Source organism: Mesorhizobium newzealandense (assembly GCF_042682145.1).
Lineage (GTDB): Bacteria > Pseudomonadota > Alphaproteobacteria > Rhizobiales > Rhizobiaceae > Mesorhizobium > Mesorhizobium newzealandense.
Genome location: NZ_JBHUGZ010000004.1, coordinates 1 through 13584 on the forward strand (window position 1 = coordinate 1; position 13584 = coordinate 13584).

Sequence of the window (13584 nt, forward strand, 5' to 3'; positions counted from 1 at the left end):
CCGCCCGGCGGCAGATACGGATCAGCTCGTCCAGCCCCTCAGTGCCGACATGGCCGGAGGTGAAGACGCCGGCCGAAATGATGCCGGCATAGGCATCGTCGGCAAAGGGCAACTTGCCGCCGAGCGCCAGGCAATGAAGCGCCGAATAGACCCCTTTGCGGGCCGCCTGGCCAGCATGCCTTCAGAAATGTCGAGCGCCTCGACCTGGGGATAGCCGGCAATGTTCAACCATTCGCCGATGAGCCCGGTGCCCGCGCCGGCATCAAGCAGCGGTGCGGCACCGCGCGGCAGATGGCGGCCAGCAAGGCAAGGCAGATCGTCGGATGGCGGTAACCGGCGGCCGACATGTCGGCGTCATAGGTCTGCGCCCAGCGATCGTAGATCGCGGCCACGTCCTCGGGCCGTTTCGCCGCGTAGGCAGCGCCGAGGCCGCCATGATCCTTGCCGTCCGCCATCGCTGTTCTCCGCCAGCTCGCTGTTCGCCACTATCGGATGATAGCCAAACGGCGAAAAACTGTGGAACCGTTATCGCAAGAAATAACAAGCCAGGGGGCGGCCGGCATGATGACAGACGAGGCACGTGTAGCACTTGCCGCCATTCCCATGCTGGCCGACTACACCGGGCCGCTCGAACGGCTCGGCGGCCTCACCAATCTGGTTTTCAAGGCTGGCGAGTTCTGCCTGCGCATCCCTGGCAAGGGCACCGAGGAATACATCAACCGCGCCAACGAAGCGGTGGCGGCGCGCGAAGCGGCGAAGGCGGGGGTCAGTCCCGAGGTGCTGCATGTCGACCCCGGCACCGGGATCATGGTGACGCGCTTCATCGCTGGCGCCGAGACGATGTCGCCGGAAAAATTCAAGGTTCGACCCGGCAGCCCGGAGCGCGCCGGCGAGGCCTTTCGTAAGCTGCACAAGTCAGGCGCGGTGTTTCCGTTCCGCTTCGAACTGTTCGCGATGATCGACGATTATCTCAAGGTGCTGTCGACCAAGGATGTTCGCCCTGCCGGCGGCTATCACGACGTGGTGCGCGAAGCCGAGAGCGTTCGATTGGCGCTTGCCGTCCATCCCCTGCCCCTCGCCGCCTGTCACTGCGATCCACTGTGCGAGAACTTTCTCGATGCGGGCGACAGGGATGTGGATCGTCGACTGGAATATTCGGGCATGAACGATCCGCTCTGGGACCTTGGCGACCTCAGCGTGGAAGGAAAATTCGACACGGCGCAGGACGAAGAGATGATGCGCGCCTATTTCGGCGGTGAGGCCAGGCCGGACGAGCGCGGGCCGCATCGTCATCTACAAGGCGATGTGCGACCTGCTGTGGACGCTGTGGGGGCTGATCCAGCTTGCCAACAACAACCCGGTCGACGATTTCCGCGCCTATGCCGACGGGCGGTTTGCCCGCTGCAAGGCCCTGATGGAGACGCCGGAGTTTTCACGGCACCTTGCTGCGGTGTGCCGGGGTTAGGTACCAGAAATCGGACCCTAATTCACACCCTTCGGCACGTTTTCGGCGGCACCCGTGGTGTCGACCACTTTCTGGCGGTGGAAGATGAAGAGGCCGGCGAGAACGACGATGCCGAGCCGATCAGGATGCGCGGGCCTGGAACATCGCCAAAGAACACCAGTCCAAAAACACCACCGCCCACAGAAGCAGCGTGTAGTGCAACGGCGCCAGTGTCGAGGCCGGCGCCAGCTTGAGCGCCCTGGTGATCATCAGATGCGCGCCACAAGAGACGATGCCGAGCAGCAGCATGGCGCCGAAATCGAGCGCTGACGGCGTCTGCCAGGCGCCGATGGTCAGCACACCGCCGACCACCATCGTGCCGATGGTCCTGCCATGTCACCAGATTGGTGTCGCTGGTGCCGCGCAGCCGCGGTTGAGGATGATGGCGAAGGCGAAGGCAATGCTGCCGGCGAGTGCGAAACTCGATGACAGCGAGAACGCCGCCGAGGACGGTTTCAGCATGATCACCACGCCGCAAAAGCCGAGCAGGATCGCCACCCAGCGGCGCCAGCCGACCTTTTCGCCAAGCAGCAAATGCGAGAGTGCCGCGACATAGATCGGTCGGCCATGTAGAAGCTCATCACGTCGGCAAGCGGCAGGTAGACGACGGCGGCGTAGAACAACGCGGTGTCGAGCGTGGTCATCACCACGCGCAGCAGCTGCAGTTCGAGGCGTTCCATGCGAAACAGCTTGGCCGTGCCCTGATGGGCGATCATCGGGCCAAGCACGAAGAAGGCGCCGATGGATCGGATCAGCACCACCTGGCCAACGGAGAAGCTGGCGACCAGCCACTTGCCCATCGCGTCGTTCAGGGCAAACAGGAAGTCGCCGGCCAGCATCAGCAGAATGCCGGCCAGAAGCACGTTCCTGATGGTCGAATTCTGCGCCACGGGCTGCGTCATGCCGATCCCGATTCCTCCCCTGCGTAGCCGCGTCGTAGACGGAAGCGGCTGCTTTGACGAGGAGAAATCCGGAAATCGGCAAGGCCAGAACCGGGAATCGGCTGGGTCTGGCCTGTTCTATTGGGCCTGATGCGGCGTCCGGTGCCTGCGGTTCACCAGGCCTGGCCTGCCCGGAATGGAAAGCCTGGTATCCTGCCTCGTCCGCTCCGCCACCACCTTGCCCTGGCGATGACGCACAGGCGCTCGGCGCGCAGGCGCAAGGCCTCGATCGGATTGCCGGCATCGAGGATGACCAGGCTGGCGCGCTTGCCGACCGCCAGGCCGAGATGATCGAGCCCCATGATCGACGCGTTGACATTAGTGACCATGTCGAAGCAGCGCGCCATGTCGGCCGGGCTCGACATCTGGGCCACGTGCAGGCCCATGAAGGCAACGTCGAGCATGTCGGCGGTGCCGAGCGAATACCAGGGATCGAGCACGCAATCCTGGCCCCAGCCAACGCGGATACCCAGCGCCTGCATCTCCTTGACCCGAGTCATACCGCGGCGCTTCGGGAAGGTGTCGTGACGACCCTGCAGCATGATGTTGATCAGCGGATTGGGAATGGCCGAAACACCCGCCTCGGCGATCAGCGCAGCAATTTCGAAACATAGTAATTGTCCATCGAATGCATCGAGGTGAGGTGTGAACCGGCGACCTTGCCTTGCAAGCCGAGGCGTTGCGTCTCATAGGCAAGCTGCTCGATGTGACGCGACAGCGGATCATCGGTCTCGTCACAATGCAGGTCGACCATCAGGCCGCGCCTCGCCGCGATCTCGCAGAGCTCCGTCACCGAGCGCGTGCCGTCGGCCATGGTGCGCTCGAAATGCGGAATGCCACCGACGATGTCGACCCCCATGTCCAAAGCGCGGATGGTGTTTTCGCGCGCTGTCGGCGAACGATAGAACCCGTCCTGCGGGAAGGCGACGAGTTGCAGATCGATGTAAGGGGCGATCGTCTTCTTGACCTCGAGCAGGGCTTCGACCGCCAGCAGCCTGTCATCGCAGACATCGACATGGGTGCGGATGGCGAGCAGGCCCATCGACACCGCCCAGTCGCAATAGGCAAGCGCGCGGTCGCGCACCGCCTCATGCGTCAGCAGCGGCTTCAGTTCGCCCCACAGCGAAATGCCTTCGAGCAGCGTGCCCGACGCGTTGATGCGCGGAATGCCGTAGGAGAGCGTTGCATCCATGTGGAAATGCGGGTCGACGAAGGGCGGCGAGACCAGATTGCCACTGGCATCGATCGTCGTGCCGGCAGCGACGTCGAGCCTGCCGCGCTTCAGCTGCGAGACCACCAACGACCGCCTGGAGCGCGCGCACTTCTGCACCTGGTGGGGGCTGACAATGCGCCGGGATGATTATGCGGCTGCGGCCATCGAGGATCTCTACCTCCTGCACGAAATCTGGCACGCCGCGCACATGCCCTTCATTCCGGGTATCGGATTCGAGGCTTTCCACGGCAAGATGGAGCGCAACGAACTCGAAGCGAGCGTGGCTTCCGAACTGCTGGTTTATTTCAAGATAGATGGGCTGAGAGAAAGCGCGTTTCCTCATCCCATTTACGCAGACCGATTTCTGAACGATCCGGCCATGCGGCTTCTGTGGCGCGAAAATGAAGTCGTCGCCACCAACACACTGCTCGAAGCGCGCCGGAACGTCATGTATTCCAAACCCGAAGGGACATGGACCTGAGCGAGCGCTGGATTCGCAGATTCACCATGCAAAACCGGCAATGGTCGATCGTCTGGCCGATCGCTATCTCGAGATCGAGGACCATATGTATCGCTTCCAGCAGATGGCTCTCGGTGGCGACAGGATGGGAGCCGCCGACTTCACGCCGACTGGATCGAAGCCGAGGCCGCCACGGATACGGTGGACCACGTTCCTTTCCGCGACCAGGCGCTGCTGTTTTCCACCATCTATTGGGCCAATCGCGCAAAGTATGATGCCGCGCTGGCGGTGCAGCGAGCGAGCCAGCACGCACGGCGCCCCGAATAGGCGCGATCCGACTGCTGGAGGAGAACACGACCGGCGCCTGAAAGCGGCCGCCCATCCCGAGGCCATGCATGCCGCCCAAAAGTGGCCCCGGTTTTGGGGCAACGGCATGCACATAGAAATCGTCACATCCGCATTGCGGAATTCAGGCGCTCGATCATGGTCAGGGCGTGCTGCTTCTTGTCGAGATTGTAGGTGTCGGTCTCGGATATGGCGTCCAGCGCCTCATGCCAGGTGTCCGACAGCGTTTTGGCCCGGGCGAGATCGCCGGCCAAGGCAGCCCGGCTTGCGCGTCCGATAAAAGGTCGAGCGCCCGGCGGTTGAAGATCTCGAACTGGATCGCCAGGTCGCGGCCGGCGACAGCCTCGGCAAGGCGAAACGCGCCGCCGACATCGCCCTTTCTTGCCGCCACCAGGGCATCGAGCGTCGAGGCGATCTCCAGCCCGCCATACTGCGTCAACAGGATCGCGCTGCGCGCGCTGCCCCCTGCCCGCTCGGCCAGCGCTGCCCGCGCCGCCGGATCGTTTGGCGGTGGCGGTTCGGCGGTTTCCAGCACCGCCATCAGGTCGTCGGCATCGAGCGGTGTCAGCCGCACCACCTGGCAGCGCGACCGGATCGTCGGCAGCAGGCTGCCCGGCGCATGGACGATCAGGATGAACAGCGTTCGTGCCGGCGGCTCCTCGAGATTCTTCAGCAAGGCATTGGCGGCATTGGCGTTCATGTCGTCGGCCGGATCGACGATGACGACCCGGTAGCTGCCGTCATGCGAGGTCAGTGACAGGAAGCGGCTGACCTTGCGGATTTCGTCGACGGTGACGACAGTCTTGAAGCTCTTGGTCTTGTCGTTGAGCGGACGGGTCAGATGCAGCACCGAAGGATGCGCGCCGGTGGCGATCTGGCGAAACAGCGACGAAGCCGGATCGGGAATGGCAAGGCTTTCGGGCGCCTGCGCGAAGTCCGGGTGCCGCAAGAGATGAGCGCAAGGTGGAAGGCGAGCGTGGCCTTGCCGATGCCGACCGGTCCGGAGAAGATAAGCGCATGCGGCAGCTTTCCCGCACTATAGGCGGCCGTCAGCATCTCCGCGGCCTGCCGGTGTCCGACCAGACGTGGTGTCTCGGATGGCTCTGGCACGCCGTCCAGCGTATCGTGCTGCTCCGGTGCGATGCGCTCGAAGATCATGCCGGCGTTACCTGCCTGTTGCGCGTCGGCGTTCTTGCCTCCAGGGCCGCGAACACGGCGGCGGTGACGACATTCTCGACCGTATCGGGATCGGCGGCTGCGTCGACGACGATGCAGCGTTCCGGCTCGGCCGCGGCGATCGCCAGAAACGCCTCTCGGCGGGCCTGATGGATCGCCAGCGTCTCCTTCTCGAAGCGATCGGCGGTTGCTTCGGTGCCGCGCCGCAGCGTTGCGCGCCTGAGGCCTTCCGCCGGATCGATGTCGAAGATCAACGTCATGTCGGGCATCATGCCGTTGATGGCGACCTGCTCCAGCGTATCCATGAACGCGGGGTCGATACCGCCGGTGACGCCCTGGTAGACGCGTGAGGAATCCAGGAAGCGGTCGCAAAGCACGATGGTGCCACGCTCGACCGCCGGCCGGATGACCTGCTCGACATGGTCGGAGCGCGCGGCGGCGAAAAGCAGCGCCTCCATCTTCGGCCCGAATGGTTCGGCGGCGCCCGAAAGCAGCACATGCCTGACCGCCTCGGCGCCCGGCGAGCCGCCTGGTTCACGGGTGAGCAGGACATCATATCGCTTGGCGCGCATCTTCCTGGCCAGCCGCTCGATCTGCGTCGACTTGCCTGCTCCTTCGCCGCCTTCGAAGGTGATGAAAATCCGCGCGCCAATCGAAAAGCCTCTGCCATGCTTGCGGGTGTTATAGCGCTCTAGATAGTCCGCGTCGGGGGAAACGTCTATGCCGTCGGCGCTAGCGCAGCCAGCCGACCGCCAGTTCCTTGACGGCGTCGAGCGCGCGTTGCGGCAATGTGCGACGCCGATCGACTCGGCGGCGAAAAGCGGCGTCTCCTGGCTCAGCGTGTCGCCAATCCAGACGCGCAGCGCACCCACCGGCTGTCCTTCCTCCACAGGTGCTGCAACCGGGCCGTTGTAGACGATCTTGGCCGTCAGCTTGTCGCGGTTGGTGATCGGCAGGAAGATCTCGATCGGGCCCCTGGCCTTCAGCGTCACCCCGGATTTGGCGCCGCCAAAAACCTCGGCTTCGCCGACCACCTCGTCCTTGGCGAAGATTTCGGTCTTCTCGAAAGAGCGAACACCCAGTCGAGCAGCTTTCGCGCCTCTTCAGCACGTTCCTTGTCGCTGGCCAGTCCGCTCATCGCCGCGATCACCCGCGTGCCATTGTGACTGACCGAACCGACGATGCCGAAGCCTGAGGCCTCGCTCGCGCCGACAGCCAGGCCCGTCGGCGCCGATGTCCATCGCCAGCAGCGGATTGCGGTTCCGCTGCGAGACCAGCACCCTCATGACGGCTCTGGTCCTTTGGGCACGCTGTCGCTCACCGGCATGTAGAGATTGCCGCCATCGCGATATTTTTCCGCCATCGCCGCCATTCCTTCCTTCTGCGCTTCGGCACGATGTCGTGGGAGATGCGCATGGAGCAGAATTTCGGCCCGCACATGGAGCAGAAATGCGCCAGCTTGTGGGCCTGCTTCGGCAAGGTCTCGTCGTGGAACGAGCGCGCCGTTTCTGGGTCGAGTGACAGGTTGAACTGGTCTTCCCAGCGGAACTCGAACCGCGCCCGCGACAGCGCGTCGTCGCGGATCTTTGCCGCGGGATGGGCCCTTGGCAAGATCCGCTGCATGCGCGGCTATCTTGTAGGTGATCACGCCGGTCTTGACGTCATCGCGGTCGGGCAGGCCTAGGTGCTCTTTCGGCGTCACATAGCAGAGCATGGCGGTGCCGAACCAGCCGATCATGGCGGCGCCGATGCCCGACGTGATGTGGTCATAGCCCGGGGCGATGTCCGTCGTCAGCGGCCCGAGCGTATAGAACGGCGCCTCGCCGCAGATCGCGAGTTGCTTGTCCATGTTCTGCTTGATCTTGTGCATGGGGACATGGCCCGGACCCTCGATCATCACCTGGCAGTCCTTGGCCCAGGCGATCTTCGTCAGTTCGCCAAGCGTTTCCAGTTCGGCGAATTGCGCGGCGTCGTTGGCGTCAGCGATCGAGCCGGGGCGAAGGCCATCGCCGAGCGAGAAGGAGACGTCATAGGCGCGACAGATGTCGCAGATCTCCGCGAAATGCTCGTAGAGGAAGCTTTCCCGGTGATGGTGCAGGCACCATTTGGCCATGATCGACCGCCGCGAGAGACGATACCCGTGACCCTGTCAACGGTCAGCGGGATGTAATGCAGCCTCACGCCAGCATGGATGGTGAAATAGTCGACGCCTTGCTCGGCCTGCTCGATCAGGGTGTCGCGATAGACTTCCCAAGTCAGGTCCTCGGCGATGCCGCCGACCTTTTCGAGTGCCTGATAGAGCGGCACGGTGCCGATCGGCACCGGCGAATTGCGCACGATCCATTCGCGGATGTTGTGGATGTTGCGGCCGGTCGACAGATCCATCACCGTGTCGGCGCCCCAGCGGATCGCCCAGACCATCTTTTCGACTTCCTCGGCCATCGAGGAGGTGACGGCGGAATTGCCGATATTGGCATTGATCTTCACCAGGAAATTGCGGCCGATGATCATCGGCTCGCTCTCGGGATGGTTGATGTTGGCGGGGATGATCGCGCGCCCGCGCGCCACCTCGTCGCGCACGAATTCCGGCGTGACGAAATCGGGAAGCTTCGCGCCGAAGGCTTCGCCGTCGCGTTGCAGCTTGCCGTGCAGGATCTCGCGGCCAAGGTTCTCGCGGATGGCGACGAACTCCATTTCGGGCGTGATGATGCCGGCGCGGGCATAGGCAAGCTGGGTCACCGCCTTGCCGGCCTTGCCCTTGAACGGGCGGTTGCGAACGAGGAATTCCGGCGTCAGACGCTCGCCCACGGCGAAGCCGTTGTCTTCCGGCCTGACATGGCGGCCGTCATAAGCTTCGACATCGCCTCGCGCTGCGATCCATTCGTGCCGAAGCCGCGCCAGGCCTTTCTCGATGCTCGTCTCGACCGTCACATCGGTATATGGGCCAGATGGATCGTAGACCGTCACGGGCGGTTCACCCGCCGTCGGATGGACTGAGATTTCGCGCATCGGCACCCTGATCTGTGGATGGAGGACGCCGGATTTGTGGATTTTTCGTGAGGCAGGCAGCGGTCCCGTGGAAACCGCTGGGGTCAAGGCATTCATTGAGGCTCCTTTGCTCATTGCATTGGAGACCCAGTTCTGTGCCGGAAGGATGAAAAGACGCTTTGGCCGACCTGCTCGAGACAGGTCTTCGGGCATAAACTCCCGCAAAGCGCTTGCACCGTCCCTACGCCAGTATGAACTGGATCAGGTTCAACGGGTCACTGCGCTGCGAAAGCCAGCAGTATCTCAGCCCCTTGTCGGGACCCCCCTGGTGAATGTCTGGAGTTGAACGGGACGGCGCCGCTTTGTCAAGCGCCTGTCGACCGGCCATCCATCTCACTCGGACAGTTTTGGCCCGTGGGCGGCCACCGCTCGGCTATATTCCAACGACGACAGCGCCGCCGCTCAAGCCCGCTCCCGCCGCCGCCAGAAGAACTTTTTCGCCAGGCCGAAATGGCTTCGTCTGGTGGCCAGTGACAGCGTCAGCGGGATCGTCGCGGCGGAAGAATTGCCGTATTCGGCGATCGTCTTGACGACAGCACGATCGGCAAGGCCAAGGTTTTTCCCTACGGCATCAAAAATGCGGGCATTGGCCTGGTGCGGCACGAAGCGGTCGATGTCCTGCGGCTTGTGCGTGAGGCGGCTTCTTCTTCGACAACTCCAGAGGCCCTCATGCAGGTCATCGACGGCGAGCCCGTCGTCGTGGAGATCCGCAGGGGGGCAGCGCCGACGGCGTGCCGGAGAAGCAATGCGGCCCTTCTGGCGGCGACGACAGGGTTGCGTTCCACCAACCGGAAAGACCCTCCGCCGCAAACCTGAGCTTGGCGGATGATCCAACGAATCAATCTTGCGCGACGAGCGCAGCACTCGATACGCAGCTATGTATCGCGGCTACAAGAGTAAGCGTTCGTTCGATCTATTTGTCTGCGTTACTGCTCTTGCGGGGGGGGTTGAAGTAATTGAGGCTATTATAATCTTGTAACTCAATCACTGCGCAGAATTTTCGCTTCTAACGCCGCCACAACGAAAGCCCGTCTGGCAACCAGCGGGTGGGCTTCGCCACGCAGAACCTGAAGGCATGCATCCATAGCCAGTTTCCGCTTCTTCGTCTGATCATGGAAGCTCCGGAGCAGAATCGTGGCCGCGTCGTTCACATCGAAAATGACGCGCTCACGGTCATGTCGTCCAACTTGCACTACCACCGGTCGGACGAACCTGCTCGACATCCAATTACACCCTCAATACCGAGCTTGGTGCGGTCTGCGCCTGCCATGACGTCGGCTCGTTTCATACATGTATTGCCGAGGGCCGAATAGGGCCAGCAGACCTTGCCGGCCTTCACACTTCGTGCGCCAGCCACCTAGAGCGGTTTTCCCTTAATCGGAGTCGTTTGTTTGCAGTGAACGGCTTGTTCTGATTCCCTGATCGAAGTGATTTGCGGAAGGAGCAGCGGCATGGCACGAGCTTACAGCCTGGATTTGCGGACGCGTGTTATCGAGGCGATAGAGGCAGGCCTGTCGACCCGAGAAGCGGCACGGCGGTTTGCCATCGGGATATCGACGTCTGGTGCATGGTATCGGGCCTGGCGTTCGAGCGGCAATCTGGAACCTGGGCGGCAGGGCAAGCCGAAGGTATCGAAGCTGGACGCGCACGAGACTTTCATTCTCGCCTTGGTCGAGACCGATGAGCGGGACATCACGCTTGCCGAGATCGTCGATCGCCTTGCGGCAGAGCGCGGGGGTCAAAGCCAGCCTGACGACGGTCCATGCGTTCTTCGCAAAGCGTGGCATCACGTACAAAAAAAGACAGCGCACGCGGCCGAACAGCAGCGACCGGATGTTTTGGCAGCGCGGGAAGAGTGGTTCGAAGGCCAACTCGATCTCGATCCGAGCCGCCTGATCTTCATCGACGAAAGTGGCCTCAATACCAAGATGGCCCGGCTACGAGGCCGCTCTGCGCGTGGACAGCGTTGCCGGGCGGCTGTTCCTCATGGGCACTGGAAATCCACGACCTTCACGCCGGCCTGCGCCTCGACGGGATCGTCGCGCCCTGGCTCCTGGACGGCGCCATGGATGGCGAAGCATTCCTGGTCTACTTGCGCCGCGTCCTCGTGCCGACGCTTCAACCCGACGATGTCGTCGTGATGGACAACCTGCCTGCTCATAAAGTGGTCGGTGTCCGCGAAATCATCGAGGCTGCGGGGGCTTCCCTTCGCTATCTTCCGCCCTACTCCCCGGACTTTAACCCATTGAGATGGCCTTCGCCAAGCTGAAGGCTTTACTGCGAAAGGCAGCAGCCCGGTCCATCCCGGAATTATGGGACGCCGTGGCCGTCGCCATCGATCGTTTCCACCCAAAGAATGCGAAAACCTGTTCGCCCACGCCGGCTACGATGCCTAACCGTGATTATCCAGAAACTGCTCTAGCGCAAACTCTGCCGCAATGCCGGCGCTTCTGGCGGCGGGCGGGGATGCCGGCAGAGGTAGAGGGCGGGCGGGCCTGCAGCGGCGGGTGAAGGTCCGGGAGAGAGGCTCCCGGCGTCCGCCGCGGAGCAGCAACCATGACACAGATGGAATTTCACACGCCCGTCCGTAACGCGCGTGCCGGTTACAAGGTCGACGTCAGCCGCGGCCAGCGTGTCGGTCGCGTGTCGTCGGAGTGGTTCAATCGGCCGGCCGACGAGCGCTACCTTTCTCTCACCGATCTCCATAATTCGGTGAAATGGCGAACCGAACGCATCAAGACCCGCCTCGTCGAAAGCGAACTGATCCGCGTCGACGCCAGCCGCGACGATCGGGAGCGCCTGTGGCTAATGCTGCCCGATGCGCATGCCCCTGTTGCACCCACGCATTGGAGTTTTGGCCAACTCGCCAGCCTGGTCGGCGCGCCGGCCACCTATCTGCGCCAGCTTCCAGCGCCGCTGGCTGCCATCAATCTGCAGCACGGCCGGAACCCGTAACTCCACCAGCAGCCGCGCCGCCGGCGCCACCTGCGGTCGCTCCAGCCGCTCCACCGCCGGAAGTGGCCAACCCGCCCGCGGCACCGGCTACCCCGCCTGCGCCCGTGCCGCCGACACCGCCAACGCCTGTCGCTCCGACGCCGCCGGAGGTCGCGGTCATTCCGCCGCCCACCGTCGCGCCGCTGCCGCCACCGGCGCCGGCGCTGCCGACGCAGCCCGAGGGCCACCGCGACGCTGTCGTCTGGCTGGCGGTGGCGCCCGACGGGCACACGATCATGAGCGCCAGCACCGACCACACGATCAAGCTCTGGGACATCGCTGGCAAGCAACTGATCCGCACGCTCGGCGCTCACAAGGACATGGCGCGCACGGCGCTGTTCATGCCCGATGGCGTCAGCGCGCTGACGGCCGGCGATGACGGCGAGATCGTGCAGCGAAAACTTTCCGATGGCGCGGTGCTGCACGTCTACTCGGCGGGCGAGAATGGTGGCGTCAACAAGCTGGCGATCAGCCCGGACGGCAAGCGCGCCGTGACCGGGCACGAGACCGGAAACGTCATCGTCTGGGACCTCGAGAAGGGCACCGTGCTGCATGTGATGAGCGGGCACGACTGGTCGGTCAGCGCGGTCGCCGTCTCGCCCCGACAACGCGGCCGTGACGCGCAATCGCACGGTGTTCGAATACTGGGCGCACGAGGCCTCCTTCCTGCCGGTCGAGACATATCCGCTGATGCGCTGGCGCATGCAGCGGGCCGAGCGCGGCGATGAAATGTATCTCGGCCTCGCCAAATGGGGCCGCGAACACGCTGGCTACATCGAACAGATCTACCGCGAGGTCGTCGATCGCGGCCCGATCGCCGCTTCCGCGCTGGAAGGCCAGAAAGGCTCCGGCGGCTGGTGGGGCTGGAGCAATGCCAAGCATGCCTTCGAATGGCTGTTCTGGGCCGGGCGCATCACCACGGCGCACCGTCGCGGGTTCGAGCGGTTCTACGATCTGCCAGAGCGCGTGCTGCCGCAGGCGATCCTCGACCTGCCGGTGCCGGCCACCGAGGACGCGCACCGCGAGTTGCTGCGCATCTCGGCCCGCGCCCACGGCATCGCGACGGCTGGCGACCTACGCGACTACTACCGCCTGTCGCCCGCCGACATGAAAGGCCGGCTCGAGGAACTGGTCGAACTTGGCGAACTGTTGCCCGTGCGTGTCGAAGGCTGGGACAAGCCGGCTTATCTTCATAAGGACGCGCGCCTGCCACGCAAACTCGAGGCCCGCGCCCTGCTGGCGCCGTTCGATCCGGTCGTCTTCGAGCGGTCGCGCACCGAGCGACTGTTCGATTTCCACTACCGCATCGAGATCTACACCCCGGCCGAAAAGCGCCAATACGGCTACTACGTCCTGCCCTTCCTGCTCGGCGACAGGATCGTCGCGCGCGTCGACCTCAAGGCCGACCGGCCGGCTGGCGTGTTACGCGTCCATGCTGCTTACGCCGAGCCCGGCGCGCCCGCTGAAACCGCTGGTCAGCTGTTCGAGGAACTGAAGCAGATGCAAGGCTGGCTTGGACTAGAGAGAATGGAAATCACACCGGCCGGCGACTTGGGTCCGGCACTGCTGAGCTTGAACCATCAGGGCCGCTCTTGACATCAGCCGTCGGCCGCAGACGTTTGAGGGAGTTTTGTCGGCCCAGGTTCAATCATGGCATCGCAAGAGGTTCTCGACCTGATCCACGAGGCGTTGATTGCACATGGGATCAACACCATCCGTGGACAGCACGATGTCAGTCTTGAGCTGGAAAACCTGCGGTTTGAAGCCCGAAATCTTGGATAGGGAGCAGCGAGACTCGACACTCTGGCTTGTCGTCGAAATCCATATCTTCTCGCCGTTACTGGGCACTCAGCCCGTCATCGAATCGTTCGTTGGAATGGGCGACACACGTCAACAGGCGACA

At 63.5% G+C, this 13584-nt stretch carries 4 protein-coding genes, 12 pseudogenes and 1 riboswitch; of the genes and pseudogenes, 7 read left to right on the forward strand and 9 right to left on the reverse strand.

All coding sequences use genetic code 11. The annotated features are described in order from the left end of the window. Positions 1–455 (reverse strand): annotated as a pseudogene (locus ACFSOZ_RS07075) (class I SAM-dependent DNA methyltransferase); the annotation flags it as partial. Positions 456–603: 148 nt separating this feature from the next. Between ACFSOZ_RS07075 and ACFSOZ_RS07080 the strand changes: the two are divergent. After that, positions 604–1146, forward strand: a pseudogene (locus ACFSOZ_RS07080) (phosphotransferase); the annotation flags it as partial. A 336-nt stretch (positions 1147–1482) separates the two neighbouring features. Here ACFSOZ_RS07080 and ACFSOZ_RS07085 read toward each other — a convergent pair. Both ACFSOZ_RS07085 and ACFSOZ_RS07090 read right to left on the reverse strand, forming a co-directional pair. Then, positions 1483–2406, reverse strand: a pseudogene (locus tag ACFSOZ_RS07085) (DMT family transporter). 117 nt (positions 2407–2523) lie between these two features. Beyond that, positions 2524–3703: pseudogene (locus ACFSOZ_RS07090) on the reverse strand (amidohydrolase family protein); the annotation flags it as partial. 88 nt (positions 3704–3791) lie between these two features. Here ACFSOZ_RS07090 and ACFSOZ_RS07095 point away from each other — a divergent pair. Continuing rightward, a complete protein-coding gene (locus tag ACFSOZ_RS07095) occupies positions 3792–4139 on the forward strand; it encodes a hypothetical protein (RefSeq protein ID WP_379095254.1) in 348 nt (115 codons plus the stop codon). 180 nt (positions 4140–4319) lie between these two features. After that, on the forward strand, positions 4320–4445 hold the full coding sequence (locus tag ACFSOZ_RS07100; protein WP_379095257.1) for a hypothetical protein: 126 nt from the start codon (positions 4320–4322) through the stop codon (positions 4443–4445). Between the two features lie 122 nt (positions 4446–4567). On the opposite strand, the pseudogene ACFSOZ_RS07105 reads toward ACFSOZ_RS07100, so the two are convergent. From ACFSOZ_RS07105 to ACFSOZ_RS07130, 6 genes and pseudogenes are all read right to left on the reverse strand, one after another. Beyond that, positions 4568–5621: pseudogene (locus ACFSOZ_RS07105) on the reverse strand (DNA polymerase III subunit delta'). Then, on the reverse strand, positions 5618–6292 hold the full coding sequence (tmk, locus tag ACFSOZ_RS07110; protein ID WP_379095260.1) for a dTMP kinase: 675 nt from the start codon (positions 6290–6292) through the stop codon (positions 5618–5620). Before tmk ends, ACFSOZ_RS07105 begins: the two are co-directional and overlap by 4 nt. Positions 6293–6371: 79 nt before the next feature. Continuing rightward, positions 6372–6913: pseudogene (locus tag ACFSOZ_RS07115) on the reverse strand (D-alanyl-D-alanine carboxypeptidase family protein); the annotation flags it as partial. Positions 6914–6921: 8 nt separating this feature from the next. Further along, positions 6922–8744: pseudogene (thiC, locus tag ACFSOZ_RS07120) on the reverse strand (phosphomethylpyrimidine synthase ThiC). Positions 8745–8847: 103 nt separating this feature from the next. Continuing rightward, positions 8848–8964: riboswitch (TPP riboswitch) on the reverse strand. 96 nt (positions 8965–9060) lie between these two features. Beyond that, positions 9061–9314 (reverse strand): annotated as a pseudogene (locus ACFSOZ_RS07125) (3-oxoacyl-[acyl-carrier-protein] synthase III C-terminal domain-containing protein); the annotation flags it as partial. A 353-nt stretch (positions 9315–9667) separates the two neighbouring features. Further along, complete coding sequence (locus ACFSOZ_RS07130) at positions 9668–9910, reverse strand: DUF982 domain-containing protein (RefSeq protein ID WP_378924779.1); 243 nt, start codon at positions 9908–9910, stop codon at positions 9668–9670. Positions 9911–10138: 228 nt separating this feature from the next. Between ACFSOZ_RS07130 and ACFSOZ_RS07135 the strand changes: the two are divergent. The 4 pseudogenes from ACFSOZ_RS07135 to ACFSOZ_RS07150 form a co-directional block, all read left to right on the forward strand. Next, positions 10139–11083 (forward strand): annotated as a pseudogene (locus tag ACFSOZ_RS07135) (IS630 family transposase). 160 nt (positions 11084–11243) lie between these two features. Then, a pseudogene (locus ACFSOZ_RS07140) lies at positions 11244–11630 on the forward strand (hypothetical protein); the annotation flags it as partial. A gap of 116 nt (positions 11631–11746) precedes the next feature. Continuing rightward, positions 11747–12253 (forward strand): annotated as a pseudogene (locus ACFSOZ_RS07145) (WD40 repeat domain-containing protein); the annotation flags it as partial. Between the two features lie 31 nt (positions 12254–12284). After that, positions 12285–13277 (forward strand): annotated as a pseudogene (locus ACFSOZ_RS07150) (winged helix-turn-helix domain-containing protein); the annotation flags it as partial. Positions 13278–13584 lie beyond the last annotated feature (307 nt).